Source organism: Truepera radiovictrix DSM 17093 (assembly GCF_000092425.1).
GTDB lineage: Bacteria > Deinococcota > Deinococci > Deinococcales > Trueperaceae > Truepera > Truepera radiovictrix.
Genome location: NC_014221.1, coordinates 2,858,096 through 2,882,673 on the forward strand (window position 1 = coordinate 2,858,096; position 24,578 = coordinate 2,882,673).

The following is a 24,578-nucleotide window of genomic DNA, read 5'->3' on the forward strand; positions in this document are numbered from 1 at the left end:
AGCGGCACGATAACTGCAGCGCGCTTACAGAACTCTTACACGGCGCTCTTGCAACGACCGCAACGGCTCCCCCCTCAGATGCGCAAGTGCGAGGGGAGCGCGGATGAGCGAACGCACAACCGACACGACAGGGCGGTTGCAAGCAGCCTAGTGGCCTTGGGTCAGCGTCAAAAGCGCGACGCGAGAAGCTCGCGGGCGCGCGCCTGTTCGGCCCTATCCGCGGCGGTCGGGGCGGGCAGCTCGAGGGCCAACTCGAGCTGTCGCCGCGCCGCTTCGGGGTCGCCGAGCGCCAGGAGCGTCTCGCCGTACTCGAGGTGATGGAGCACGGTGGGGTTTATCGCAATGGCGCGCTCAAAAAGGGGCCGGACCTGCTCCGTGCGGCCGCCGAACACCCACGGGACGTTTGTGTGCCACAGTGCGAGCGCGTGCAGGGCGCCGTCGTGGTCCGGGTCGAGCTCGAGCGTCCGGTCGAGCTCGCGCTTAATCAGCGTCGCTAAGTTGAGCGACTCCAACACGCCGCGGTACTGCGCCAGGCGCCCCCACGCGCGCGCGAGCGCGAAGTGGGCTTCGGGGTCGTCGGGGGCGAGCTCGGTCGCGCGCCGCGCGTGCGCTACCGCCTCCTCGTAGAGGGCGACCGCCGCCTCCCCTGCCGTCTCGCGCGCCTGATAGGTGCGGGCGCGCGCGGCGTGGTAGAGGGCCGCCGCGTCCTCGGGGTCGGCTTCGGCGGCGGCGAGGTAGGCCGCGGCCGCCGCCGCGTAGTCGCCTGCGGCGAACAGACGGTCGCCGTCGGCGCTCTGGGCGTGCGCGCTCACGGCGAGAGCGAACAGCAACAAGCTCAACCAGCGGTATCGCGAACGTCTCATCGAGCCTCCTTGGGTGCAACCAGCATGTCACATCCCGGGGGCGCGTGCGAGCGTCTGGCGCGCGCCAAAGTAGTCCGTACCCGTAGCGCTAGGCGGCGAGCAGCGCGGCGAGCTTGGGGAGCGCCTCACCGAGGGGCGCCTCGAGCTTGAGGGCCGCAGCATCGTCGCCCCGCGTCGGGCCGCGGTTGAGGATGTACACCGGCCGCCCCGTCTGCACCGCGCGCACCACGAAGCGGTAGCCCGAAAAGACGGTTAACGACGACCCGACGACGAGCAGCGCCTCGGCGCGCTCTAGCATCGCGTACGCCCGCGCCACCCGCGGCGCCGGGACGTTCTCCCCGAAAAAGACCACGTCGGGTTTGAGCACCCCGCCGCAGTGCGTACAGGCGGGCACCCGCACGCAAGCCCAGAGCGCCTCGGGGATCTCGGCGTCGCCATCGGGGGCACTCGCGGACGCAGCGCGAGCGGCCAGCGCTAGCTCTGGGTTGAGTGCGAGCAGGCGCGTCTGCAGCTGCCGCCGCGACGACACCCTGCGGCACGTGAGACAGCGCACCGCCGCGAGGCTGCCGTGGAGCTCGAGCACCCGCCGGCTCCCCGCCGCTTGGTGCAGACCGTCGACGTTCTGCGTGATCACGCCCATGACGCCGCGCGCCTCGAGGCGCGCGAGGGCGCGGTGCGCCGCGTTGGGCTGCGCCGCGGCGACGCGCGGCCACCCGACCGCCGAACGCGCCCAGTAGCGCTGCCGCGCCCCTTCGGAGGCCACGAACTGCTGATACCGCATCGGATGGCGCGGTTTCGCCAAACGCTCGGGGCTGCGGTAGTCGGGGATGCCCGAGTCGGTGCTGATCCCCGCGCCGCTTAAGACGAGCGTCCGCCGCCCGGCGAGCTGCGCGGCGAGCTCCGGGAGCGCGGCGGTAAGAGCGGGGCCACCGAGGGACGCTGCGGGACGCGCCGCAGACGCGGAAAGGGCGTTGCGGGACATGCTCTACTCTAGAATGGCGCCGCGCGGCGGGCAAGGCGGCGTTATACCCGGGCGCTAGGTTGTAGGTGCTGGGTTGTAGGCGCTCGCGGCAGCGCCAGCCGCACCCAAACCGCCGCACCCGCGACCGCACCTATAGCGGCACCTCACAACGGCACCTAGCGACTGCAGATTGCTCTTGAGCGCAGAGCGAGGTGTACCGTTACCCCCAACGCGCGAGCTCGACACCCCAACCCAAGCGGGCGCTCCTCGCCCCCTTCGCCCCGCTTCATCCCCCACACCGGCTGCTAGAATCGGCTAATATCAGCAAACTTAGCCAGCGATTGGAGCGCACCGTGGCCGTCAAACGCCCTTCGTTAACCGTCGGCATCGAAGAGGAATACCAGATCATCGATCCCGAGACGCGCGAGCTCAAAAGCTACATCACCCAGTTTATGCAGGGTGACCACAGCGTGCTGCGCTACCTAGACCTCAAACCGGAGCTCCACCAGAGCACCGTCGAGGTCGGCACCAAAGCCTGCGCCACCATCCAGGAGGTGCGCGGCGAACTGATCGGTCTGCGCTGCCAAGTCGCCGACTTCGCCAGAAAGCAGGGGGCGTGCATCGCGGCGGCCGGTACCCACCCCTTTTCGACCTGGCAGACCCAGGAGATCACCCCCGACGCCCGCTACCACGGCATCGTCGAGGACATGCAGGACCTCGCGCGGCAGATGCTGATCTTCGGAATGCACGTCCACGTCGCCATCGAGGACCCCGAGCTGGTGATCGACACGATGAACACGCTGCGCTACTTTATGCCGCACGTCCTCGCGCTCTCGACCTCGTCGCCGCTATGGGAGGGGCGCGACACGGGGCTTAAAAGCTACCGCAGCGCGCTCTTTAAACGCTTTCCGCGCACCGGGCTGCCCGTCGAGTTCGGCTCATACGGCGAATACCAGAACTTTATCGACGTACTTGTGAGCACCCGCTGCGTCGCCGACGCCTCGAAGATCTACTGGGACCTGCGCCCGCACCACAAGTACCCGACTCTGGAGTTTCGCATCTGCGACCTCTGCACGAACGTCGACGACGCCCTCTGCTGCGCCGCCATCTTTCAGGCGCTCGTGCTCAAGCACTACATGATGCGCGTCGACAACATCTCGTTCCGACGCTACCCCTTGGCCATGATCGAGGAGAACAAGTGGCGCGCCGTGCGCTACGGTCTCGGTGGCAAGCTGATCGACTTCGGTCGCCAAGAGGAGCTGCCGATGGACCTGCTTTTAGGCGAGCTGCTCGAGTTCGTCGACGACGCGCTCGACGAGCTCGGCAGCCGCAAAGAGGCCGAGCACGCCTACACCATCTTAAAGCGCGGCAGCAGCGCCGACCGGCAGCTAGAGGTTTTCGGGCGCACGCAAGACCCCAAAGCAGTCGTCGACTGGCTTGTACAGGAGACCACCGCGAGCTGCACCGTACAACCCGAAGGGGCGGCGTAGCGGCGAGGAGCGTGCGCTCCCTACCAGAAGCCCCGCACCGCTCGTCGTACACTAAGGGAGTGACGACGGGCGGTGCGGGGGCGGAGCCTTTTTCCGGGCGGGGTGCAGCTAACCCCACGAGCCTCGAGCCCACCCCCCACACCCTGCGGGTCGACGGCTTGCGCGTCCACTACCTGCGCGGCGGGCGCGGGACGCCGCTCGTCTTGCTCCACGGTTTTAACGTCGGCAGCAGCCGCCTCACCTACGGCCCGAGCTTGGCGCCCTTAGCTGAGCGCTTCGACGTCATCGCCCCCGACCTCCCCGGCTACGGCCTCAGCGACGCCCCCGACCCCTTTTACACCACCGAGGACTACGTGCGGTTTTTGACGCGCTTTTTGGACGCCCTCTGCGTCAGGCGCGCCCACCTCGTCGGCTTCTCCAAGGGGGGCGGTATCGCTCTGGGGGCGGCGCTCGAGCACCCGGAGCGGTTTTACAAGCTCATCTTGGTCAGCGCCTACGCGCTGAACCGCACCCCACAGCTGCCGCTTCTGCCCTACCTGGCGCTGCGCTCGCCCTGGCTCAGCCAGATTTTTTGGCGCACCCTGCGCCGCTACCGGCGCCTGCTGCCTTGGTACCTCAAAAACGTCATCTTCGGCGACGCCCAAAAGGTCACCGAGCAGCTTTTGGAGGAGGTCCGCGAACCCTTGAGCCACGAGGGGAGCGAGGCGGCCTTTATGGCCTGGTTGCGCGGTGAAATGGGCCTTTTGCGCTTTCGCACCGACTACCGCGCGCAGCTTGGCGACCTGCAGGTGCCGACGCTGTTGCTCCACGGTACGCGCGACCTCGTCGTGCCCGTTTGGGGGGCGCGGCGCGCGGCGCGCAGAATACCCAACGCCCGCCTTCGGCTCGTCCCGCGCTGCGGGCACTGGCTGCCGCGCGAGGCGCCGGAGGCGCTCATCGAAGCCGCCACGACGTTTTTTGGCTAAGTGTCGCTGAAGCTGCCCGCCGAGCCGCGGCCACGAACCGAACTCCCTATCCCGCGTATAGTGGGTTATGGTCCAAACGTCCATCTGGTCTTTGCAGCGGCAGCTGTCGCGCAACCTGCTCGCCTGGAGCGCGCTGAGCGTGGGCGCGGGGGGCTTACTCCTCGCGGGCACCCCCTTCTGGCGCGGGGTGGGTTTGCAAGGGGTCGTCTGGGGGGGGATCGACGCCGGCATCGCCGCTTTCGGGTTGCGCGCCATGCGGCGTCGGCAGCGGGCGCTAGAACGCCCCGACGATCCGCAGGTCACCCGCGAGGAGGCGCGCAACCTCCACAAGCTGCTGCGCGTGAACGCCGGACTCGACGTGCTCTACGTCGCCGGCGGGGCGGCGCTCGCGCTGACCGCCGGCACGACCGACGCCTTTGCGCGCGGCAACGGCGTCGGCGTCGTCGTGCAGGGGGCTTTTCTGCTCGCTTTCGACCTCGTCTACGCGCAGCGAACGGGCCGCTACCTCCAGGAGCGCCGTCAGAGCGCCCAAGCTTGAGTTGGGCGTTGCCGCAGCGACCGTACCGCTTGTGAGCGGCTTATAGCACGCGGTTTATAGCACGAGGTCGCACGCTTCGGGCGGCATCCAGTGGGCGTCGCGGCCCTCCCACTTGATGTTGCAGCCGATCGGGTTGGTCACGGGCACGCGGACGGGGCGGCCCGCCAAGAGGTCCTCGAGGGCGTTCTCGAGGTCACTTACGGTCACGCGGCCTGCGTCTTTGGGGTTGTCCACCCCACGCCCCGTGTAGACGAGCTTGCGCTCGCGGTCGAAGACGAAAAAGTGCGGGGTCCGGAGGGCGCCGTAGGCGTAGGCGACCTCCTGCGTCTCGTCGCGCAGGTAGACCCAGGGGAAGCGGTGCTCGCTCATCCGCGCGACCATGTGCTCGAAGGAGTCTTCGGGCTTCGTGGTGGCACTGTTCGCGTTGATGCCGACGAAGGCGACCCCTTTGGGCATGAACCTCTCGGCCGTCTTACGCGTCAGCTCGTCCGAACCGAGGACATAGGGGCAGTGGTTGCAGGTGAAAAAGACGACGAGGGCTTCTGCGCCCTCAAAGCTCGCCAGGCTGTAGGTCTGGCCGTCGGTGGCCGGAAGCGAAAAGTCTTTGGCTGCTTCGCCAAGCTGTAGGGTAAAGCTCATCCGCGTCTCCTTTCGCCGAGCGTGTAAAGACGTGCGGGTCTAGGCTACCGCGACCCGCGGAGGTCACGTGTAGGCAAGGCAGCGCTGCGGGTCGTGGCGGCCGTCAAAGTCGGGGAGCGCGTTGGCCTCGGCGTGAGCGAGCGCGTGAGCCCAGCGTGCCCCTGAGCGGGACGTCGCGCCGCGGCGCCCATCGGCAGCGCCCCGCACAGGGGCTCTCCCAAGTGAGCGCTACTGGCCGCGGCCAGGGTTTTTAAGAGCGCCACCCCGACACCATCATGCCCACGAGCATCGCCTTGGCTACGCAGCCGTCACCCCAGACGGGTCTCGCGCGCACGCCGAAGACGGCCGCGACCAACGTCATGCGACCCCTCAAAAGCGCTTTGGGTCGTTGTTTCAGCGCGCCACAAGGGCCACACTAGGAGCATGCAACAGCTCGTGCTCGTCACGGGGGCAACGGGGTATATCGGTGGACGCCTCGTCCCGAGGCTTTTGGAGGCGGGGCTGCCGGTGCGCTGCCTCGTGCGCGACCGGGCGCGCCTTGCGGGCAAACCGTGGTTTGCGCAGGTCGAGGTCGCCGAAGCCGACGTGCTGCGGGGCGAGGGGCTAAAGGCGGCCTTGAGGGGCGTCCACACGGCGTACTACCTGATTCACTCGATGGGCGCCTCTGAAAAGGGGTTTGAAGACCGCGACCTAAGAGCGGCCCGCAACTTCGCTGCGGCGGCGCGCGAGGCCGGCGTGCAGCACATCGTCTACCTGGGCGGGCTGGGCGCCGCGCACAAGGGGATGTCCAAACACCTGCGTTCGCGCCAGGAGACGGGCGCCGCCCTCGCCGCCGCCGGGGTGCCCGTCACCGAGTTTCGCGCGGCGATCATCGTCGGCTCGGGGAGCCTCTCGTTCGAGATGATCCGCTACCTCACCGAGCGCCTGCCCCTCATGGTCACCCCCAAGTGGGTCGACACGCGCGTCCAACCCATCGCCATCCGCGACGTGCTGGCCTTTTTGCAGGGCGCTTTGGAGAGGCCCCCGCAGGGGCACCACGTCGTCGAGATCGGCGGCCCGGACATCCTGAGCTACCGCGACATGATGCTCACCTACGCGCGGGTGCGCGGGCTTAAACGCACGATGATCCCGACCCCCGTGCTCAGCCCGCGGCTCTCGTCGTACTGGATCAACCTGATTACCCCCATCCCGGCGTCGATCGCCCGCCCCCTGGTCGAGGGGCTCACGAGCGAGGTGATCGTCGACGACCCCGAACCCGCCAGAGCCTACGGCGTCCACCCCATCTCCTACGAGACCGCCGTCAAGCTCGCCCTCGACCGCACCCAACAGGGGGCGGTTGAAACGCTCTGGAGCGGCGCGCTGGCCGCCGTGCCGCGCGGCACCCCCGAACCCACCAAGCTGAGGCCGCGCGACACCGAGGGGATGCTCCTCGACCGGCGCGTCGAGCGCTTCCGGGTAGCTCGTGAGGACGTTTTTAGCGCCGTTTTGCGGATCGGCGGTGAGGAGGGCTGGGGGACGTTCGATTGGCTCTGGCAGCTGCGCGGCCTCCTCGACCGGCTCTGGGGCGGGGTGGGGATGCGGCGCGGACGGCGCGACCCCGTGAACTTGCAACCCGGCGACGCGCTCGACTTCTGGCGCGTCGAGAGCGTCGCGCCCAACGACCACCTGCAGCTGCGCGCCGAGATGAAGCTGCCGGGGCGGGCGTGGCTCCGCTTCGACCTGCGCGACACCGAAGACGGCGGGACCGAGGTGCAGCAGACCGCATTTTTTGAACCCAAGGGGCTCTTGGGGTTTCTCTACTGGTGGGCCGTCTACCCCTTGCACCTGTTCGTCTTCCCGTCGATGCTCCGCGCCATCGGGCGGCGCGCCGAGCAGCTCAGCCAGCAGCGCGCGGTGGCGCCGGACCCGTCACCGAGCCCCTAACGCACCCGCTCGAGCTCCCGCTCGGCGAGCGAGACGAGCGCCCGCTTGGCCGGGCCCTCCTCAAAAGGCTCCAGGGCCCGCATCGCCGCCTGTGCCTCGAGCGCGATCTGCGCCGCCGCCCGCGCCTCGGCGCCGTGCGCGCGCACGAGCTCGAGCATCCGCTCGACATCACCCGGTTCGCTGGCGTGCCGCCGCAAGATGGTCCGCGCCTCCTCGACGCCCGCCTCTAGAAGCGTCAGCACCGCAAAGGTCGCCTTGCCCTCGCGCAGGTCGCCGCCTATGGGTTTGCCGAGCGTCTCGGGGTCGCTCATGAGGTCGAGTAGGTCGTCGCGCATCTGAAAGGCGCGGCCGTAGTGGAGCCCGAAGGCGCGCAGGGCGCGCCGCGCCCCCGGCGCGGCGCCCGCCAGGAGCGCCACCCCTTCGGTCGCGGCGGCGAGCAGCACCGCGGTCTTGCCCTCGATGATGGTGTTGTAGTGCTCGAGCGAGTAGGTCTCTAAAGACGCCATCTGAAACTGCAGCACCTCCCCCTCGCAGATGCGCGCGGCGGTCTCGGACATGAGCCGCGTAAAGCTCGGCGCGTCCGCCTCGGCGAGGATGCCGAGCACCCGCGCGAGCATAAAGTCGCCCGACATCACGCTCACCACGTTGCCGTAGCGCCGAAACGCCGCGACGACGCCGCGCCGCGTGCTGGCGTCGTCGATGAGGTCGTCGTGCAGGAGCGAAGCCGAGTGCAGCAGCTCGACGGCGAGCGCGACCCGCATCGCCGCCTCGCGCTCCGCGCCCAAAAGCCGCCCCGTCAAAAAAGCGAGGCTCGGCCGCAGCCGCTTGCCCCCCGCGTGCACGAGGTCCTCGCCGATGGCGCCGATAAACTCGACGGGTGAGTAGAGCTCCTCGGTCAGGCGCGCTTCGAAGTCGCTGAGGTCCTGCTGGATAAGGTCGAACACACTAGGCAGTATACGGGGCAGTACACGGGTCCGCTCGCACCGCCCGAACGCGGCCCGCCCCCTTGAGGCGGCCCCCTCGAAGCGCGCCGCGAGCAGCTAGCGGCGCGCTTCGATGCGGACGAGCACCCGGCCGGTGGCGCGGTTGCCGGCGGTGTCCTCGATGGTGTAGGTAAACGCGTCCGTGGTGAGGAGCTCGGGCGGCGGCGTGTAGCGGACGAACCCCCCGTCCACGACCTCCGCCACGCCACCCGCTACCGGCTCGCTCACCCCTACGAGGGTCAGCTCCCCCGCGCTCGAGGCGTCGTTCGCGAGGACGTTGATCACCACCGGTTCGCCGGGCAGCGTCACCGCCGCGTCGTCACCAGCGATGATCGTCGGGCCGCTCGGCGGCGCGGGGGGGGCACCGCCGTCATCACCACCGCCGTTACCGCCCCCTCCTGCGGTCACCGTCACCGTCACGCTGGCCCGCCCGACCCCGCCGCGGCCGTCTTCGACGGTGACGGTCGCCGTGTAGCTGCCGGGGGCCGTATAGGTGTGCGTCTGCACCCGCTGTTCGCGGGTCGTCGCGGGCAAAACCGTGCCGTCGCCAAAATCCCAGCGGAAGGTGAGGGGGTCACCGTCGTAGTCCTTGGCGTTGGCCGTAAAGGTCACCGTGAGGGGCGCTTCACCGGCGGTGGGCTCGGCGGCGAGCGCGACTTCGGGGCGGCGGTTGTCGGGGTCCTCGGGGGGGGTGGTCGGGGGTGCGGGCGGGTCCGTGGGCGGGTCGGTAGGATCCGTCGGGGGCGTGGGCGGGTCGGTGGGGTCGGTCGGCGGTGCGGGGGGGTCGGTGGGGTCCGTGGGAGGTGCGGGGGGGTCGGTGGGGTCGGTCGGGGGCGCGGGCGGCGCGGTGGGGGGGTCGGTCGGCGCACCGTCGCTCGGACGCTCCGCGACCCTGAAGGTGTACGAGGTCGCGTTGGGAACCCCCACCCCGTTGACCGCCTCGAGCCGCACCGTGTAGGAGCCCGCGGGCAGCTCGAGCGCTGCGGAGAACGACGCGGGGGAGGCGGGGTCGAGCGCCTGCTCCTGGCCGTTTACAAAGACCGCGAAGCTCGCGATCCCGCTTTCCGGGTCGTTCGCGCTCGCGCTCAACTGCACCGGGCCGGTCGCACTGGCGCCGTGGCCGGAGACCGAAAAGTCGAAGTCGGGGCGGCTGCCGTCGGCTTGCACCTCGAGGACAGCCGTCTGACGCTGCTGCCCCGCGGCGTTACGCACGACCGCCTGGAGCTGCGAGGTGACAAGACCGCTCGCCGCGCCCGGCAGCGGTACGCTGGGGCGCCCGCTCTCCGGCGCTGGAAAGACAAAGGGGTTGCCGAAGGCGCGCGGGTCCGTACCGCGCACAAAGCGCCCCATCGACGCGCCGTTGACGAAGAGCTCGACGCTCTCGACGCGCTCGCTGTCTGAAGCGGTGACGAACACGGCGACGGGGTAGCTCGTCGTCTGCTGGGTGACGGGGTCGTACTGCGTGTCGGCGGGGACGAGGAGCGGCCCGTTGCGCGGGGCGCGCGCGTCGACGAGCACCTGCGGCAGCGGTTCGGCGTTCGGGTTACCGATCTGCGCGATGGCGACCGCAGGCTCCTCAGCGGGGCCCGAGCCAGCGGTCGGTTGTGGGCTGAGGGAGCTGCAGGCGCTCAGCGCGCAGACAAGGAGGAGCGCGCAGCGAAAGGGGGGGCGCATCACGGCCCCTGACCCACGATGATCGCGACCTGATAGGGCCCGCTGCGAAACGGCCGCTGCAGGTCGTCGGTCCCGTAGAAGTAGAGGTTGGCGTAGGCGCCGACGGCGCCGCCGACACCCACGAGGCGGTAGAGCTCCCGAGCGACGTCTTCGGGGACGAGCGTCGTCGTCGGTAGGTTTTCCGCCTGCCCCAAGGGGGGCCTTACGGGGCCGCGCCGGAAGGCTGCGCCGGGGGAGTTGACCGTGCAGCCGTCGAAGGTCTCGTCCTCTAGGAGCTGGTCGCAGGAGAGCCCCGGGGGCACGTAGAGGTTGAGGCTCCCGCGGCTCCTGAGAACAGCGTCGCCGGGGAAAGCCGGGTTACCGCTCGCTTCATAGAAGAAGATCTCGTACCCCTCGATGGTCGCACCGACCGCCCCCGCTTTGCTCGCAAACCGCAGCACGTGGGCGCTCGGCGCGTACGTAGCCCTACCCTCGGGGCCGAGCGCCACGTTCAGGGTGATGGGTTGAGGATCTAGCTGCACGTCAAACGCGTAGGGCGCCATGCGCAGCGTGTGGCTGCACGCCACGAGGCCCATGAGTAGCGCCCCGCTCGCGATCCGCATAGCAGCTCTAGGCATGAGAGTCATCTGCGCCTCCTGGCCGATTCGGCACACACCCCAAGCTTAGGGGCCCCGGAGGTGCGCCTTTGGTGAAAACTCCACAGCCAGCGCCGCACATGTAAAGGAGTTCACACCGTAGGTCTTCCCAGGTTTTTGGGGGCGACGTCTTCCGGTGCCTGAAGGGTAGCCGCAGCTACGCGAAGAGGCGTTAAGCGTGGCGGCGTTGAGGGCCAACTGACCTGCAGATGCCCCCCTAGCGCTTGACGCATGGCGGCGAGCGCAAAAGAGAGGGCTCGAGGTCGCCTCGAGCCCGTTGCTAGGTTTGGGCTGCAGGTTCGGGCTATCCGCGCCGCCCCGTCTGCGCGGCGTAGGTGCTCTCAAAGATCTTGTCGGCGTTGCCCGCCTCGAAGCCCTCGCGGCGCTGCTCGCGCGTCAGCTCCGTCTGCCCCGCGAACTCGGGGAGCGGACGCCTTTCGGCGAACTCGACGTACGACCCCGCGATCTTATGCCGCTCGCCCCCCGCGAACTCGGCTTCGATCATCTCGGCGACCGTCGAGCTCTGGATGAGGAGGCCGTCGGGGCTCCTTTTCGCCTTGCCACCCGCGGCGTTGAGGGTAAAACCCCGAGCCTCCAAAAAGGCGTTGAACTGCTCTACCGTGTTGTACCCCTCGGGCAGGTTGTGCACCGAAATGGTGAAGTGGTTGAGGTAGTAGCGGTTGTAGATCACCCACGCCGCGTACTCGCTCTCCTCGGCGAGGCGTCTGTAGTCGGCGTAGCTCGGCAGCCGCCAGAGCGGGTGGTGCAAAAAGGCGTCGACCGCCCCCGCGTCGTCGAGGTCAAGGGCGTCCACCGGGTCGCGCGTCACCTCGTCCGTGTAGGCGTGGATGATGCGCTGCGCCTCCGGGCTCAGCTCGCCGACCCGCAGCTCGCTGATAAAGACGCGCGGAAAGCGCGGTTCGGGCGGGCTGTACCAGTAGGCGTCGAGCTTTTTCGCCGGAAAGTCGTAGGCGTCGCGGCGCCGGTAGCCGTAGTGCAAAAAGACCTTTTCGAGCGACGCGATACCCAGGTGCGGCACGCCCATCGTGCGAAAGGCGATGTGGTCGTTTTCGATCTCCTCGGGCGTGCGGATGATGCCCTCGGCGGTCATCGCCTGCAGGATCGCCTCGACGTCGGGGACGCGCGCCTTGTAGCGGCGCATGAGGCCGTCTAGCACGCCCTGCAACGTTTCCAGTTTGGATGCAACGCTCATCGGCTCCTCCTTAGGCTTTAAAGCCTTTGGCGCCACCATACACCCAAAGCGAAAGCGCGTCTAGCGTTTTACGGCAGAACCGTAGGCCACAAAAGCGCTTTGCTTATGGACCGAAAAAGCAGGGTGAGGGTAACGGCTGGCCTCAGGGCTCGAGAAACCCCGCCGCCTCTCCCCACGCCCCCTCGAAGACGAGCTCGCGCAGCGGTTTGCGTCGCCGCGGCGCGCGCTCCCGCTCCTGCAGCTCCGCGGGGAGCGCGGCGGGGTCGCCGAGGTAGCCGAGCGCCAAGACGGTCACGGGCCTAAAGGTCTCGGGGATACCGAAGGCCGCCCTCGCCTCGTCGGGGCGAAAACCGGCCATCTGGTGCACAAAAAGGCCCAGTGCGGTCGCCTGAACGGTCAAGTTGGCGACCGCCAGACCGACGTCGTGCAGCGCGTAGGCGTGCTCGGCCGCGGGTTTGTCGCCCTTGGCCGGCAGCAGGGTGTCGGCGAGCGTCAGGATGAGCACCGGCACCCGCTCGGTCCAGCTCTGGTTGCCCCGCGCGAGGCAGGCGCGCAGCGCGTCAAAGGCGTCCGTCTTGCGCCGCGTCACCAGAAAGCGCCAGGGTTGCAGGTTCGACGACGACGGCGCCCAACGGGCGGCCTCGAGCACGCTGGCGAGCTTTTCCGGTTCAACCGGCGTCTCGGCAAAAGCGCGCGGGCTCCAGCGCCGCGCCAGGAGGTCGGTGAGGGGGTAGTCGCTCGGGGCGCGCCGGTCACGGTCGGGACGCTCGGCGTCCTGGGGGGGGATAGCGGTACGCATCCCGCTATTATCGGGCGCCTAACGCGCCGCGCCTGCAGCCTGGCTCACGCGGCGCAGCGCCGCCGCCTCCTCGTCACCGAGGCCGACCAACGCCTCGCTCAGGCGCCAAAAGCGCGCCTGCAGCTCCGGGTCGCGCGAACGCCACGACGAGCTCGCGGGCCGGCAGTCGGCGAAGTAGCGCCCCGAGATCCCCGCGACCTCGGGCGACGCCGCGAGGTAGATCACGGTCTTCGCCCCCTCCTCCGGCGACTTAAATAGGGGCCGCGCGAGCTTGAGCAAAAGCGCCCCGACGCCACGGTTGCCGCTCCCGAAGCCGGTCGCGACGCCGCCGGGGTGGAGCGCGTTGACGCTCACAGCGGTGCCGGCGAGGCGGCGCGCGAGCTCGTACGAAAAGAGCAGGTTGCCGAGCTTCGACTGGCTGTAGGCTTTCCAACCGTTGTAGCCGCGCCGCAGCATGGGGTCGTCCCAGTGCACGCGCCCGAGGCGCTCCGCTTGCGACGAGACGGTGACGACGCGCGCCGCGGGGCTCGCCAGCAGCGGTTCTAGAAGCAGGTGGGTCAGCAAAAACACGGAGAGGTGGTTGAGCGCGAGGGTGCGCTCGAGCCCCTCGGCGGTCGTCTGGCGCTCCGAGAAAAAGGCGCCCGCGTTGTTGACGAGCACGTCGAGCCGCGGCGCGCGCGCGCGCAACGCGCGCGCCACGCGGCGCACCTCGGCGAGGCTGGAGAGGTCGGCGGGGAAAAAGTGCACCTCGGCGCCCGTCTGGCGTAGCTGCGCCGCCAGCGCCTCCCCCTCGCCGCTCGGCCGCGAGACCGTCAACACGGTGGCGCCCGCGCGGGCGAGCGCGCGGGCCGTCTCGCGGCCTATGCCCGAGCTCGCCCCGGTCACGAGCACCGTGCGCCCACGGAGGTCGGCAGGGGCGGTGATCCGGGCCGCTGCGGATGGTGCCGTCTCTGAAGTCTGCATATAGGGCACTATACGGACGCGCGCCCCCTAAGAGCGTGGGGAGGGGCCCCTTTCGGCGCCCACCCCGCGCTCGAGGCCGGCCCCCATGGGCCATGGGTCTTATCGCCACACATGTCCGCCGAATCTACGGTGTCGTGAGGCTCGGCGACCTACACTTGGGCATGGCCGACGCGCAAAGTTACACCTCCGAAGAGCTCCTAGCGATGTGGCAATCCTTTCAGCTCAACCAGCAGCCCATGTGCCCCGCCTGCGGCGAGGCGGTCGAGCTCGAGCTCTCCGGCGACCCCGCCGAGAGCGGCGCCGACACCGCCGAATTCAGGGCGCACTGCACCGGCTGCGGCCGCGAGGGCCGCGACAAGCCGGGGGAGCACGGCGACGTCCAGGCGTGGCTCGACTAGTCGGGCGCGGGCGGCGCCTCACCCGAAGCGTGGGGGGGCGGCTGCGCGGGACCGCAGCGCAGCCGTTGTGACCCCAGCGCCCTGGCGGTGACCTCAGCCGAGCCCCCTAGTCTTGCCCGCAGCGCGCTCTTGGCGCGCTTTTTTTGTGGCGTGACCGCCTTGCGGCGCTCTAAACCGTGCGGTGCGCACCGGCCAAAAGGAACGCCACCGAACGGCTGCGCCCCCTCGCCACCCGCCCCGTCGCCGCCGTCTGCTATACTCACACGAGTCTCATCCAGAGGAGGACGGGTGCCTCGACCCCTGCCGACACGACCCCCCTTCAGGGCGGCTTTGCAGCTGCGCTCGGTCGCCTCGCTGCTCATCGGCGCGTGCGTCGTGGGGTGCGCGGACGGGCGCGGCGACGTGACCGCTTCGCCGCTCTGGATCGGCGTCGAGGGCGCGCAGTGGGTCGCGTTGCAAGACGGATCGGGGCCGTGGCGCGCGCTCGAGCTGCGCGGCGCGCTCCCCTACACCCCGCCCCCGACCGAGGCAGCACCCTTTGAGGTCGCGGCGCGCGCCGCCCCACCCACCACCCGAACCGACGCCTCCAGCTTCGCCTTGCAGGTCACGGTCGCCGATCCCCAAGGGCGTTACGGCGTCGCGAGCGTCTGCGTAGACGCTTCGGGCAGCGTCGTCGTCCGCGTGCAGCACGCCACCCTCGCCGAGGGCGCGCACGTCACCTCGGGCTGCACCCCACCCCCTACCGGTGAGGTCGCAACGGTCGCCGGAAAGGTCATCGGGCTCGCGGAGGGGGCTTACAGCAGCGTCTACCTGGGGGGACGCGCCACCCTCGTCGAGGGTGCAGCGCCGGAGCAGCGCTTGGTGGTGCCCCCTCACGGCGACGCCGCGCTCGACCTCGTCGCGGCCCGCTACCGAGGCGACGCGCTCGTCCCCGAGCGGTTGGTCTACGAACCCAACGTCGCTCTGGCACCCGAAAGCGGCCTCGAGGTCGATTTCACCGGCCCGTCATCTTTTGCGCCACACCCCAACCGCTTTACGGTCGGCGGCGCTGCCGTCGGGGAGGTCGTCGCCGGGAGCGTCGACCTCGTCAGCCCCGGCGGCACCCGGGCGCGTTTGGGGGAGGTCAGCGGCGAAGGGGCGCTCGTCTACGCCCAGCCGACCGCCGACCGCGTGCCGGGGAGCGTGCTGCACGCCGTGGTGCAGGGCTTTGCGTACGACGACGCCGCGCAGGCGGGCGCGAGCCGCGGGCTCGCGGTGGCGTTCCCCCCGCCCGAAGCGCCCCGCGCGCCGCAGCACCCGCCCAAGCTCACGCTCCCCGCAGCGCTCGGCCCGGTGCAGCTCACCCTCCGAGGCGCGCCCGATACCCTACGCCCGCTCGCCTCGTGGTCCGCACACGCGCGTAGCGGCCGCTACGCGCAGGTCTACTCGCAGATCCGGGGTGGGCGCACCCTGTCGTACGCCCTGCACCAGAGCCACCGCTGGACCGAGCTGCGGCGCGCGCGCTCGAGCGTGCGTGGGGGCGAGCGCACCCTGCGCGCAGCGCTCCCCGACTTCAGCGACCTCCCGGGTTGGGACCCGAGCTGGGCGCTCAGCGCGGACACCGAGCTCTTTTGGAGCGTGGTCTTCGAGAGCGCACCCTTCCCCATCGGTGGCGTTGGGGGCACGGCGCGCGCGTTCGCGAGCCGCTCGGGGGTGGTGCGGCCGTAGCAAAGCCTCAGGGATGACCGCGGCCACCCGCGCGCGCGCCCCCCACGAGCGCCTCCGCGAGCGGCGCGGCGAGCGCGGCGGCGGCCAGGAAGCCGCGCCCAGCGAGCGCGCCGACGAACACCACGTTGGGGGCGAGCTCGAGCACCCGCGGCCGGTTGTCCTCCGCCTTGGCGCGCACCCCGGACCACACCGCGCACTGCGGCGCCCCCAAAAGCGCAGGTACGAACCACCCCCCCGCGCGCTGCAGCCGCGCGGGCGCCGACGAGTCCTCACGGTCGGCCGCGCGGTGGTTGCCCCCCAGGTGCATCACCCCCGCCTCACCCCCCGCCGCGACCGGCACCCCGTAGACGGCCCCCGCGAGCGGGTAGCTGGGGAGCGCCCCCAGCGCGAAGGTCACGACCTCCCCCGCGACGTGCGTCAGCTCGGGGGGTGCAGCCGCCCCCGCCGGTAGGGGCGGGAGCGCGTGCGCACCGACGCAGAGGGCGACGGCGTCGGCGACCAAAGGCCCCGCCGCGGTGCGCAGCGTGTAGGGGCCGCCGCGCTGCGGCGCCTCGACCGCCAGCACCTCGCACGCCGTGCGCAGCGCCGCGCCGCGCGCCGCCGCCGCCGCGCGCAGCGCCGCGAGGTAGCGCGAGGGCAGCACGAAACCGCCCTCGCGCGCCACGAAACCGCCGAAAGGGGTGTGAAACCCGCCCCGCGCCACCCGCCCTGGCACCGCGTCCGGCCCGAACCAGCGCACCCCCGGCCGCTGCGCCCAGAGCCGCGCCTGCTTGGGGCTCGAGGCGATGCGGAGCACCCCGCTGCGCACGGCGCCGGTGCGGTAGCCCGCGGCCTCGAGCTCCGCGACGAGCGCCCAGGTCGCCCGCAGCGCCGCGAGGTCGGCGCCTGTGGCCCGCGCGCTGCGCCCCCGGTACGGGTTCAGCAGCGCCGCGGGCACCGCCGACGCCCCTCCGGAGCCCGCGGGGGCGCGCTCGAGCAGCGTCACCCGCGCGCCGCGCCGCGCGAGGGCGTAGGCGAGCGTCGAACCCATCACCCCGCCCCCGACCACGGCGACGTGCGGTGAGTCTTGCGGCGGGTTCATCGGGGAGCGTGGACGGGTTTATAGGCCAGCAGCACCTCGCGCTTACCCCCTTGGGGGCCGGGGCGCTTGTGCGGCACCAGCCCGAGTGCGGCGAGGCGCCGCCGCACCTCGCCCTGGACGCAGTAGCTCGTCAGCGTCCCCCCGGGGACGAGCGCCGCGGCGAGGCACGCCAAAAACGCGGGGGTCCAGAGTTCGGGGTTGACCTCCGGGCTAAACGCGTCTTGGTAGACCGCGTGGTGCGCGCAGGCGAGCCCGCGAACCCGCTCGGCGGCGTCCCCGAGGCGGAGCTCGAGCGTCACCTCTGCACCCGAGCGCGCAAAGGAGAAGGGCTGCGCTTCGGAAGCCGGCCCCGAGCGCCACGCGAGAAACGCCTCGACGAGCCCCTCCTCGCCGAGGAGCGCGCCGTAACCGAGGGCGGCGAGTTCGGCCGCCGTGAGCAGGTCGCGCTCGAGCGCCACGTAGTGCAGCCGCGCCCCGGGGGTGCGCAGGGCCGCGCGCGCCGTCACGAAGAAGTTGAGCCCCGTCCCGAAACCGACCTCGAGCACCCGCGCGCGCCCCGCCGCGAGCCGCGCGGCGACCCCCGAGGGCTTCAGAAACACCTCGAGCGCTTCGGTGAGCGCCCCGTGGCGCGAACCGTAGGCTTGCGCGTAGCGGGCGCTGTAGAGCGTCAGGCTGCCGTCGCGCGTCCTTTGCACGTGGGGCTGGGGGGTAGGCGCCGTCACCCCCCCATCGTACCGCAGCCCCTCCCTCACCCCCGCCACGGAGCGCGGTATAAGCTGTAGGCATGATGGACGTGCTTGAACGGGCGCGGGCGACGGTGACCGCGTTTCTCTCCGCAACCGGCGCGGCCTTGGGGGCCGCTCTGGCGCGCCTCGGGCCGCTCGAGTGGGGCGCGCTCGCCGCCGCGCTGCTGCTCTTTGTCCTCGTCGCGCTCCTTGTGCGCGCCCGCCGCAGCGACCCCAACCAAGGACGTCCGGAGGTGCTCATCTCCCTGGGCGCCATCACCGCCTCCGAAGGGTTCGACGCGGAAGGGGGGGTGATGCTGCCCAAACGCTACCGGCTCAAGATGACGGTCAGCAACCTCAACACCTACCCGATGCAGGCGCTCGAGCTCGCCCTCAAAACCCCCGAGATGGCGCTGCCCATTACCGTCGAGCTCGCCGCCATCATCCCCCCCGAGGGGTCGGTCGTGATCGACGAGCCGCTCCCCGAGATCACGGGCGACGAGGGCAAGCTCAACCTCTACCTCTACGCCGCCAACCGCTCGGGGCGCACCTACCGGTTGCAGACCGCGTTTGCGCTCGAGCCGTGGAACGAGCGCTACAAGATCTCCCCGCTCGGTCAGAGCGTCGCCGTCACCCGCCAGCTCGCCAGCATGGGGGTCAGCCGCGTCCAGGAGCGGGCGTGGCGCGAGCGCGAGGAGCGGCGCGCCCCTAGCGAGAGCGGCGCGTGGCGCGCGCCCGTGCGCCGCGCACCACACGCCAGGCGCCGCGAGCGCGCCGAACCCGAGCGCGGCGTAGGGGTCTATGACGCGCCCGAAGAGCCCTTACGCGAGGAGGCCGTGCGGGGCGAGCGCCTCAGCTTCCCGGACGAGTTCTAGCGCCCGTCCCCCTCGCCGCCGAGCGTCCCGCGCGCTTGCCGCGAGGCGAGCTTGGCGAGGTTGGCCTCCGCGACCTCCCCGAGCGTCAGCCCGAGCTCCGTACAGATCTGGGTCAGGTACCAGAGCACGTCGCCGAGCTCACCCTTAAGCGCCTCGCGCTCCGCCTCGCCGATCACCCCGCCCTTGTCGCGAAAGATCTTCTTGATCTTGCCGGCGACCTCCCCCGCCTCGTTGGCGAGCCCCAAGGTCGGGTAGACGATGGGGTGGTCCGTTTGGATCACGCTCCAGGTGTCGCGTGAGAGGCGTTGGTAGCGCGCTAGGTCGAGAGACGGGTCGCGGGCTGGGTCGCGTGATGGGTCGCGCGTGTCGTCCATACCGCCTTTATAACGCGCCCACGGGGTCGTCGGGGCGCCCAGCCGGTCGCTGGCCACGCCGTGATGGTAGCGTGAAACGGGTTGTGTAAGACGGATCGCGTGAGACAGCGGCGCAAGACGCCCCCGAGGAGGCCGACATGAAACTCGAACGCATCGAGCTGCGCGAGCTCGAGGTGAGCTTAAAGTTCCGCTTTGAGACGAGCTTCGGCGTCGAGCAGCGCCTGCGCAAGGTGCTCGTCACGGTGTTTAGCGAAGGGCTCGAGGGTTACGGCGAGGCCACCGCGGGCTCCTTTCCCGGCTACTCGTACGAAACCACCCGGACGGTGTGGGACACCCTTTGCGAGCACGTCGTACCGCGCGTGCTCGGCCACGACGTGCAGACCCCCGCGCAGCTGCTGGCTTGGCTCGCCCCCATCCGCGGCCACAACATGGCAATAGGCGCTCTCGAGACCGCCTTCTGGGACCTTCAGGCTAAAGCCGCCGGGGTGCCCTTGTGGGTGCTTTTGGGGGGCGTCCGCACGGCGCACCCGGTCGGGGCGTCGCTGGGGATCCAGGAGAGCATCGCCAAAACGGTCGAGGTCGCCCTCGCCCACGCCGAAGCGGGGTACAAGCGCCTCAAGTTCAAGATCAAACCGGGGTGGGACGTCGCGCCCCTGCGCGCCGTGCGCGAGGCGCTCCCCGAGATGCCGCTGACGGTCGACGCCAACAGCGCCTACCGGCTCACGGACGCGCGCGTCTTCGGGCAGCTCGACGACCTCGGGCTCGACTACATCGAGCAGCCCTTGGCGCACGACGACCTCGTCGACCACGCGCAGCTCCAGCGCCTCCTCGCCACCCCCCTCTGCCTCGACGAGTCCGTCCACTCCCCCGAGGACGCGCGCAAGGGTCTGCAGCTCGGGGCGGGGCGCGTGATCAACATCAAAGTGGGGCGCGTGCGCGGGCACCTCCTGGCGCGGCGGGTGCACGACGTCGCCCTCGCGTTCGGCGCGTCCGTGTGGTGCGGGGGGATGTTGGAGCTCGGCGTCGGGCGCGCGCACAACCTGCACCTCAGCGCCCTCGAGGGCTTTTCGCTCCCCGGCGACACCGCGAGCGCCTCGCGCTACTGGGACGAGGACATCGTCGAACCCACCTTGGACGCCGTCAGCGGCGTGCAGCGGATCCCCGAGGGCGCCGGCATCGGCGTCAGCTTAAAACGTGACCTCATCGAGAAGCTGACGCTGCGCCGCGAGACCTTCGCCTAGCAGCCCCTCGACTTCTGGCTACTGCCTTCTGTCTACTCCCTTCTACCCCCAAGGAGCCCCATGCCCACCCTACGCGCCCTACACCCGCTCTGCGTTAGCGTCTCCCTTATGGCCTTCTCCGTTGCGCTCACCCAGACCGACGCCACCGCCCAGACCGCCGCCGCCAGCTTCGTCTTCGGCGACCCTCTGCCGGACGCGCCGGAACTCGCGGCGCGCGGCCCCTACGGGGTCGGGGTGCGCACCCTGGCGCTCGTCAACCCGGACCAGCTCGAGGTGCTCGCCGTCACCCCCCAGGACCCCGAACCGCGCTACGACCGCCCGCTCACCGTCGAGCTCTTCTACCCCGGCGACGCCCCCGCGGGCGCGCTGACGACCTACGAGGACGTCTTCGGTCACAGCGCCGACCCCGAGCGGCCCAACCGCCCCCTGACCTTCCTCGGGCGCGCCGAGCGGGACGCCGAACCCGACGCCAGCGGCGCGCCCTACCCCCTCGTCATCTTGTCGCACGGCTACCCGGGCTCGAGGCTGATGATGACCTACCTCGCCGAGAACCTCGCCTCCAAGGGGTACGTGGTCGCCGCCGTGGCCCACACCGATTCGACCTTCGACGATGTGGGCGCGTTTGCCAGCACGCTCTTAAACCGCCCCCTGGACCAGCTTTTCGTGCTCGACGAGCTCGCCCGGCGCGGCGCGGGCGAGGGCTTTTTAGGCGGTCTCGTCGACGCCGAGAGGGTCGCGCTCATCGGCTACTCGATGGGCGGTTACGGCGCACTTAACGCCGCCGGCGCGGGCTTTAGCGAGGCGGCGGTCGCCGCCCCCTTCGTCCCCAACCGGGCGCTCGCGCTGCGGCAGACGGGCGCCTTCGAACCGGACCCGCGGATCAAGGCGGTCGTGGCCTTCGCCCCCTGGGGGGGGCCCGCCGCCCTCGAGGCCGTCGGCGTCTCCGGGCTGTCGTTCTGGGACGAGGCGGGGCTCGCCGGGCTGCGCGTCCCCACGCTCTTCGTAGCGGGCGACCAGGACGACGTGTCGGGGTTCGAGGGGGGCGTCAAGGCGCTCTTCGAGGGGGCTGTAAACGCCGAGCGCTACCTGCTCGTCTACCAGAACGCGCGGCACAACGTCGCGCCGAACCCGCCGCCTCTTGGCGCCCCCTTTACCGAGTACGCGCGCTACGCCGAGTTCGCCTGGGACGCGCGGCGCATCAACAACATCAACCAGCACTTCGTGACGGCGTTTTTGGCCAAGGTGCTCAAGGGGGAGCCGACGGGGCGCTACTTGGAGCTCGTCGAGCGCTCCAACGAAGGCGTTTGGGCGCAGCGCGAGGACGGCTCCTTCGCGCCCGAGCACTCCTACTGGGCGGGGTTTGAAAACCGGACGGCGGTCGGGCTCGAGTTCTACCACCGGCCCGCTCGCGGGCGCGAGTAGCGCTTTAGGGAGCCGCGTACCGTCACGGGGTGACCGACGCACCTAGCTTGAACCCAGCGCACGGTGTCAGTCTGGGGGGAGGCCCGCACCCCGCGCGTCGGGTGTTGCCAAGGGGTGAAGAATTGCTACAATACCCTAAGGACGCTCGGCTTGGCAGCCGAGCACCGACGCCGTGTAGCGGTTGCCTGGTTGAAGGGGAGATGATGCGTCGTTTCAACACCCATAGATGGTTGCTCGGAGGGCTTTTGGGGCTCCTCGTCGGGTGTGGTGAGCTTAGCTACACGGGTACGATCAGCGGCACGGTGACGGCGCCGGCCGGCGGGGACGTCGCCGGCACCAGGGTCATCGCCTGCTACCGCAACGAACGCGACTGCGAAACGTTCGAGACGCTCGTGACGCAGTCGGGGCCGTCGGCGAGCTACCGCATCAGCGGTCTGCCCCGCGGTTCTTTCGGCGTCTACGCCCTTAAAGACGTCGACAACGACGGGCGCGCCGACGGCGACGGCGACTTTTACGGGGTCTACGCCCCCGACCCGCGCTTCGTCACCCAGGTCACCCCGCCCGCCGAAGGTGTCGACATCACCATGTACGTCCTGAGCGGCGTCACGCAGCCCCCCTTAGAGGCGCCACCCGCCGTACGCGAGTCCGTCAGCGCGCCCTAGACCTCCGGGCGCGCAAGCCGAAACACGCGCCCGAGCGTCGCGTACGCGTCTCGGCCCAAGCGGGCGACGGGGCGGTACGCCGCCGCGTCTATCAGGCCGTCCTCGGCGAGCAACCCCTCACGCACATAGATCACCAGCACCTCACCGAGTACAAGCGTCGACGCCCCACCGGCAAGCTCGAAAAGCTGCGTGACGCGGCACTCCAAAGCGACGGGGGCCGCCGCGACGCGAGGCGCTCGGACCCGCAGCGAGGCCGCCGCGCGCAGCCCCGCCTCATCAAACTCGCTGACCTCGTGCGCCCACGCCCCGGAGGTGTGGTTCATGGCCTCGGCCAACGGCTCGTCGACGAGGTTGACGACGAACTCGCCCGTCTCCTGAGCGTTTTTGAGCGAGTCCTTGGGGGACCCGTCGCGTTTGCGACCGGCGGAGAAGAGGACCGTGAGGGGCTCGCTCGCCACCGCGTTAAAGAACGAATAGGGGGCGACGTTAGGCACCCCACCCTTGGAGACGGTGCTGACCCACGCGATGGGCCGGGGGATGACGGCGCTCGTGAGCAGCTTGTAGGCCCTTTGGGCGCCCAACGCGGCGACGTCAACGTGTGTGGGCGGTGTCATCGGCCTCCGACAGCCCGGTGAGAAGCTGCCGCACGGCGTCCAGTTCGTCTTGGTTGACGGTGTGCCCCAGCCCCGGATAGATGCGCTTCGTGACGTCGCCCCCGAGGCGCGCCATCACCTCCGCCGACGCGTGGACCCTTGCTGCGGGGATGTGCGCGTCCACGTCGCTGCACCCCAGGAAGACCGGCGTGCCAAGGAGCGACCCCGAGAGGTCCCGCGGCGTCCCCTCGGGGCCGATAAGACCGCCCGAGAGCGCCACGACCCCGCCGTAGCGCGCGGCGTTGCGAGCGGCGTACTCGAGCGCCAAACACGCCCCCTGCGAAAAGCCCAAAAGCACCGTCTTCTCCCTCGGCACCCCCGCCTCCCCGAGGACCGCGAGCGCCTCCCCGACCGCCCGCAGCGCGGCGCTCAAGTGGGGCTCGTTCTGCTCCAAGGGCGCCAGAAACGAGTACGGGTACCAGCTCCCCCCCGCCGCCTGGGGCGCCGCGAAGGCGACCCCGGGGACGTTAAGAGCGTCGGCCAGGCTTAAGATCCCCGCCGCCGAGTCGCCACGCCCGTGCAGGGCGAGCACGGCGACCCTGGCGCGCTCCAGGGGGGCGCCGCGGCGGGTGAGCTGGCGGCCGTCGTGGAGCGTCGCCACTACCCCACCACCTGCGGGTCCCAGAGGGGCGCCTCGAGGGGTTGCAGGTAGGGCTCGAGCCGCCCCCGCTCCGCTTCTAACCAGGGCGGCAGCATGAGCCCGGTGCCCAGCGCGTGCTCGTCCTCGTCGACCGTAAAGCCGGGACCGGCGGTCGCGAGCTCGACGATGTGCCCGTCGGGGTCTTGGGTGTAGATGCTCTTAAAGTACACCCGGTCCATCACCGGCGACACCCGGTACCCCGCCGCCAGGAGGCGCTCGCGAAAGACCCCTTGCGTCTCGTCGTCGGGTACCGCGAGCGCGTAGTGGTGCGTCTGGCCGGCGCCCATGCGGGCGCGCGGCTCCCGTCTGGGGTCGCGCTCGAAGTAGGTCACCAGCGTCCCCGGTCGGCCACCGCTGACGCCCCAGTACAGGTGCGCGGACTCCGGGTCGTCGAAGTTGGCGGTGCGCTTGACGAGCTCCAACCCTAGCAGCTCGCCTAAAAAAGCGTGCGTCCGCCCGATGTCGCTGGCGATGGCGGTGATGTGGTGCATACCGAACCTGAGCGCCATGTCGGGGGTCCGCTCCGGCACCTCCTCGGGGTAGGTGTCGGCTGTGACGCGCGCGCGGTCGCGGTTGGTGGTGAGCATCTCAGAGGGCGGTGCGCGGTAGCTCTGGCCCAAGGCGTCCGCCGGTTCGTCGATCGTCCACCCCGGGCCCTGCGTCGCGAGCTCGATAGTGGCGCCGTCGGGGTCCTCGAAGTAGAGCGACTCGAAGTAGTGCCGGTCCAAGGGGCCTTTGACCGCGACCCCACGGTCCGTTAGGTAGCGCTTCCACTTGCGCAGCACGCTGCCGTCGGGGACTTGCAGGGCGAAGTGGTGGGTGCCCCCGATGCCCGGCGCGCCCCGCGGCGCCCCCGCCCACTCGAAAAAGGTCACCACGCTCCCCGGTGTACCGCGCGCGTCGCCGAAGTAGAGGTGATACGAGGTCGGGTCGTCGAAGTTGACGGTCTTTTTGACCAGCCGCAGACCCAGCACGCGGGTGTAAAAGGCCACCGTCCGGGCGGCGTCGCTGCAGCCCAGCGTGATGTGGTGAAGTCCTGTGACCATACGCTCTCCCTTGGCGCAGACGCCCCTAACCACATCATAGGGGGGTTTTGAGGCCGAGAGAGAACCGGAGCGCCCAATCACGAAGCGCGCGACGTCACGAGCACATGG

At 70.4% G+C, this 24,578-nt stretch carries 25 protein-coding genes; 10 read left to right on the forward strand and 15 right to left on the reverse strand.

Annotated features, from left to right (window positions below; translation table 11 throughout):
• Window positions 1-167: 167 nt before the first annotated feature.
• Entirely contained in the window at window positions 168-863 is a 696-nt protein-coding gene (locus tag TRAD_RS13100) for a tetratricopeptide repeat protein (RefSeq protein ID WP_013179094.1), read from the reverse strand.
• Between the two features lie 88 nt (window positions 864-951).
• A complete protein-coding gene (locus tag TRAD_RS13105) occupies window positions 952-1,845 on the reverse strand; it encodes an NAD-dependent protein deacetylase (RefSeq protein ID WP_013179095.1) in 894 nt (297 codons plus the stop codon).
• 332 nt (window positions 1,846-2,177) lie between these two features.
• Here TRAD_RS13105 and TRAD_RS13110 point away from each other — a divergent pair, with 332 nt between their 5' ends.
• The 3 genes from TRAD_RS13110 to TRAD_RS13120 all read left to right on the forward strand — a co-directional run bounded on the left by TRAD_RS13110 (window position 2,178) and on the right by TRAD_RS13120 (window position 4,817).
• Window positions 2,178-3,314, forward strand: coding sequence for a carboxylate-amine ligase (locus TRAD_RS13110; RefSeq protein ID WP_013179096.1), 1,137 nt, complete (start codon window positions 2,178-2,180; stop codon window positions 3,312-3,314).
• A gap of 59 nt (window positions 3,315-3,373) precedes the next feature.
• Window positions 3,374-4,279 (forward strand): alpha/beta fold hydrolase, encoded by a 906-nt coding sequence (locus TRAD_RS13115; protein WP_013179097.1) that lies wholly within the window; start codon window positions 3,374-3,376, stop codon window positions 4,277-4,279.
• A gap of 67 nt (window positions 4,280-4,346) precedes the next feature.
• Window positions 4,347-4,817, forward strand: a complete 471-nt coding sequence (locus TRAD_RS13120; protein WP_013179098.1) for a DUF6992 family protein — start codon at window positions 4,347-4,349, stop codon at window positions 4,815-4,817.
• 54 nt (window positions 4,818-4,871) lie between these two features.
• Here the strand turns inward: TRAD_RS13120 and TRAD_RS13125 are convergent, their stop codons facing one another.
• On the reverse strand, window positions 4,872-5,456 hold the full coding sequence (locus TRAD_RS13125; RefSeq protein WP_013179099.1) for a thioredoxin family protein: 585 nt from the start codon (window positions 5,454-5,456) through the stop codon (window positions 4,872-4,874).
• 423 nt (window positions 5,457-5,879) lie between these two features.
• On the opposite strand from TRAD_RS13125, the gene TRAD_RS13130 reads away from it, so the two are divergent.
• On the forward strand, window positions 5,880-7,379 hold the full coding sequence (locus tag TRAD_RS13130; protein ID WP_013179101.1) for an SDR family oxidoreductase: 1,500 nt from the start codon (window positions 5,880-5,882) through the stop codon (window positions 7,377-7,379).
• On the opposite strand, the gene TRAD_RS13135 is transcribed toward TRAD_RS13130, so the two are convergent.
• From TRAD_RS13135 to TRAD_RS13160, 6 genes are all read right to left on the reverse strand, one after another.
• Complete coding sequence (locus tag TRAD_RS13135; RefSeq protein WP_013179102.1) at window positions 7,376-8,323, reverse strand: polyprenyl synthetase family protein; 948 nt, start codon at window positions 8,321-8,323, stop codon at window positions 7,376-7,378. The two genes, TRAD_RS13130 and TRAD_RS13135, sit on opposite strands and share 4 nt — an antisense overlap.
• 96 nt (window positions 8,324-8,419) lie before the next feature.
• On the reverse strand, window positions 8,420-10,036 hold the full coding sequence (locus TRAD_RS13140; RefSeq protein ID WP_013179103.1) for a PKD domain-containing protein: 1,617 nt from the start codon (window positions 10,034-10,036) through the stop codon (window positions 8,420-8,422).
• The gene (locus TRAD_RS13145) at window positions 10,036-10,653 is read right to left on the reverse strand and encodes a hypothetical protein (RefSeq protein WP_148221257.1); all 618 of its coding nucleotides are present in this window, start codon (window positions 10,651-10,653) and stop codon (window positions 10,036-10,038) included. The genes TRAD_RS13140 and TRAD_RS13145 overlap by 1 nt, the downstream gene beginning before the upstream one ends.
• A gap of 322 nt (window positions 10,654-10,975) precedes the next feature.
• Window positions 10,976-11,884, reverse strand: a complete 909-nt coding sequence (locus TRAD_RS13150) for a DUF1338 domain-containing protein (RefSeq protein WP_013179105.1) — start codon at window positions 11,882-11,884, stop codon at window positions 10,976-10,978.
• Window positions 11,885-12,026: 142 nt separating this feature from the next.
• Window positions 12,027-12,683 (reverse strand): nitroreductase family protein, encoded by a 657-nt coding sequence (locus TRAD_RS13155; RefSeq protein WP_013179106.1) that lies wholly within the window; start codon window positions 12,681-12,683, stop codon window positions 12,027-12,029.
• 18 nt (window positions 12,684-12,701) lie between these two features.
• Window positions 12,702-13,646, reverse strand: coding sequence for an SDR family NAD(P)-dependent oxidoreductase (locus TRAD_RS13160; RefSeq protein WP_049773128.1), 945 nt, complete (start codon window positions 13,644-13,646; stop codon window positions 12,702-12,704).
• A 161-nt stretch (window positions 13,647-13,807) separates the two neighbouring features.
• Between TRAD_RS13160 and TRAD_RS13165 the strand changes: the two genes are divergently transcribed.
• Together TRAD_RS13165 and TRAD_RS13170 are read left to right on the forward strand one after the other, a co-directional pair.
• Window positions 13,808-14,044, forward strand: coding sequence for a hypothetical protein (locus TRAD_RS13165; protein ID WP_041947304.1), 237 nt, complete (start codon window positions 13,808-13,810; stop codon window positions 14,042-14,044).
• A gap of 288 nt (window positions 14,045-14,332) precedes the next feature.
• Window positions 14,333-15,751: a hypothetical protein gene (locus TRAD_RS13170; RefSeq protein ID WP_013179109.1), complete on the forward strand. Its 1,419-nt coding sequence runs from the start codon at window positions 14,333-14,335 to the stop codon at window positions 15,749-15,751.
• Window positions 15,752-15,758: 7 nt separating this feature from the next.
• Here TRAD_RS13170 and TRAD_RS13175 read toward each other — a convergent pair whose 3' ends face one another.
• Entirely contained in the window at window positions 15,759-16,832 is a 1,074-nt protein-coding gene (locus TRAD_RS13175; protein ID WP_041947306.1) for an NAD(P)/FAD-dependent oxidoreductase, read from the reverse strand.
• On the reverse strand, window positions 16,829-17,554 hold the full coding sequence (gene mnmC2, locus TRAD_RS13180) for a tRNA (5-methylaminomethyl-2-thiouridine)(34)-methyltransferase MnmC2 (RefSeq protein WP_041947307.1): 726 nt from the start codon (window positions 17,552-17,554) through the stop codon (window positions 16,829-16,831). Before mnmC2 ends, TRAD_RS13175 begins: the two co-directional genes overlap by 4 nt.
• Before the next feature lie 62 nt (window positions 17,555-17,616).
• Between mnmC2 and TRAD_RS13185 the strand changes: the two genes are divergently transcribed.
• Window positions 17,617-18,432: a hypothetical protein gene (locus tag TRAD_RS13185; protein WP_013179110.1), complete on the forward strand. Its 816-nt coding sequence runs from the start codon at window positions 17,617-17,619 to the stop codon at window positions 18,430-18,432.
• Here TRAD_RS13185 and TRAD_RS13190 read toward each other — a convergent pair.
• Window positions 18,429-18,806, reverse strand: coding sequence for a nucleoside triphosphate pyrophosphohydrolase family protein (locus tag TRAD_RS13190; protein WP_013179111.1), 378 nt, complete (start codon window positions 18,804-18,806; stop codon window positions 18,429-18,431). The two genes, TRAD_RS13185 and TRAD_RS13190, sit on opposite strands and share 4 nt — an antisense overlap.
• A 137-nt stretch (window positions 18,807-18,943) precedes the next feature.
• Here TRAD_RS13190 and menC point away from each other — a divergent pair, with 137 nt between their 5' ends.
• The 3 genes from menC to TRAD_RS13205 all read left to right on the forward strand — a co-directional run bounded on the left by menC (window position 18,944) and on the right by TRAD_RS13205 (window position 22,131).
• Window positions 18,944-20,047 carry an o-succinylbenzoate synthase gene (menC, locus tag TRAD_RS13195; protein WP_013179112.1) on the forward strand — a complete coding sequence of 368 codons (1,104 nt, stop codon included), beginning with the start codon at window positions 18,944-18,946 and terminating at the stop codon, window positions 20,045-20,047.
• Window positions 20,048-20,155: 108 nt separating this feature from the next.
• On the forward strand, window positions 20,156-21,469 hold the full coding sequence (locus tag TRAD_RS13200; RefSeq protein ID WP_148221258.1) for an alpha/beta hydrolase family protein: 1,314 nt from the start codon (window positions 20,156-20,158) through the stop codon (window positions 21,467-21,469).
• 203 nt (window positions 21,470-21,672) lie between these two features.
• Window positions 21,673-22,131 carry a hypothetical protein gene (locus tag TRAD_RS13205; protein ID WP_185095175.1) on the forward strand — a complete coding sequence of 153 codons (459 nt, stop codon included), beginning with the start codon at window positions 21,673-21,675 and terminating at the stop codon, window positions 22,129-22,131.
• Here TRAD_RS13205 and TRAD_RS13210 read toward each other — a convergent pair.
• The 3 genes from TRAD_RS13210 to TRAD_RS13220 are packed head-to-tail and all read right to left on the reverse strand — an operon-like array spanning window position 22,128 to window position 24,470.
• Window positions 22,128-22,745: a flavin reductase family protein gene (locus TRAD_RS13210; RefSeq protein ID WP_013179115.1), complete on the reverse strand. Its 618-nt coding sequence runs from the start codon at window positions 22,743-22,745 to the stop codon at window positions 22,128-22,130. The genes TRAD_RS13205 and TRAD_RS13210 overlap by 4 nt on opposite strands.
• Window positions 22,723-23,385 (reverse strand): alpha/beta hydrolase, encoded by a 663-nt coding sequence (locus TRAD_RS13215; RefSeq protein WP_013179116.1) that lies wholly within the window; start codon window positions 23,383-23,385, stop codon window positions 22,723-22,725. The genes TRAD_RS13210 and TRAD_RS13215 overlap by 23 nt, the downstream gene beginning before the upstream one ends.
• Window positions 23,385-24,470 carry a VOC family protein gene (locus TRAD_RS13220; RefSeq protein WP_013179117.1) on the reverse strand — a complete coding sequence of 362 codons (1,086 nt, stop codon included), beginning with the start codon at window positions 24,468-24,470 and terminating at the stop codon, window positions 23,385-23,387. The genes TRAD_RS13215 and TRAD_RS13220 overlap by 1 nt, the downstream gene beginning before the upstream one ends.
• Window positions 24,471-24,578: the final 108 nt, after the last annotated feature.

Coding starts and splice junctions, on each gene's coding strand:
- TRAD_RS13100 (WP_013179094.1), bottom strand. CDS start 863: ATGAGACGTTCGCGATACCGCTGGTTGAGCTTGTTGCTGTTCGCTCTC.
- TRAD_RS13105 (WP_013179095.1), bottom strand. CDS start 1,845: ATGTCCCGCAACGCCCTTTCCGCGTCTGCGGCGCGTCCCGCAGCGTCC.
- TRAD_RS13120 (WP_013179098.1), top strand. CDS start 4,347: ATGGTCCAAACGTCCATCTGGTCTTTGCAGCGGCAGCTGTCGCGCAAC.
- TRAD_RS13125 (WP_013179099.1), bottom strand. CDS start 5,456: ATGAGCTTTACCCTACAGCTTGGCGAAGCAGCCAAAGACTTTTCGCTT.
- TRAD_RS13130 (WP_013179101.1), top strand. CDS start 5,880: ATGCAACAGCTCGTGCTCGTCACGGGGGCAACGGGGTATATCGGTGGA.
- TRAD_RS13140 (WP_013179103.1), bottom strand. CDS start 10,036: ATGCGCCCCCCCTTTCGCTGCGCGCTCCTCCTTGTCTGCGCGCTGAGC.
- TRAD_RS13145 (WP_148221257.1), bottom strand. CDS start 10,653: ATGCCTAGAGCTGCTATGCGGATCGCGAGCGGGGCGCTACTCATGGGC.
- TRAD_RS13150 (WP_013179105.1), bottom strand. CDS start 11,884: ATGAGCGTTGCATCCAAACTGGAAACGTTGCAGGGCGTGCTAGACGGC.
- TRAD_RS13155 (WP_013179106.1), bottom strand. CDS start 12,683: ATGCGTACCGCTATCCCCCCCCAGGACGCCGAGCGTCCCGACCGTGAC.
- TRAD_RS13160 (WP_049773128.1), bottom strand. CDS start 13,646: ATGCAGACTTCAGAGACGGCACCATCCGCAGCGGCCCGGATCACCGCC.
- TRAD_RS13165 (WP_041947304.1), top strand. CDS start 13,808: ATGGCCGACGCGCAAAGTTACACCTCCGAAGAGCTCCTAGCGATGTGG.
- TRAD_RS13175 (WP_041947306.1), bottom strand. CDS start 16,832: ATGAACCCGCCGCAAGACTCACCGCACGTCGCCGTGGTCGGGGGCGGG.
- TRAD_RS13185 (WP_013179110.1), top strand. CDS start 17,617: ATGATGGACGTGCTTGAACGGGCGCGGGCGACGGTGACCGCGTTTCTC.
- TRAD_RS13190 (WP_013179111.1), bottom strand. CDS start 18,806: ATGGACGACACGCGCGACCCATCACGCGACCCAGCCCGCGACCCGTCT.
- menC (WP_013179112.1), top strand. CDS start 18,944: ATGAAACTCGAACGCATCGAGCTGCGCGAGCTCGAGGTGAGCTTAAAG.
- TRAD_RS13200 (WP_148221258.1), top strand. CDS start 20,156: ATGGCCTTCTCCGTTGCGCTCACCCAGACCGACGCCACCGCCCAGACC.
- TRAD_RS13205 (WP_185095175.1), top strand. CDS start 21,673: ATGCGTCGTTTCAACACCCATAGATGGTTGCTCGGAGGGCTTTTGGGG.
- TRAD_RS13210 (WP_013179115.1), bottom strand. CDS start 22,745: ATGACACCGCCCACACACGTTGACGTCGCCGCGTTGGGCGCCCAAAGG.
- TRAD_RS13220 (WP_013179117.1), bottom strand. CDS start 24,470: ATGGTCACAGGACTTCACCACATCACGCTGGGCTGCAGCGACGCCGCC.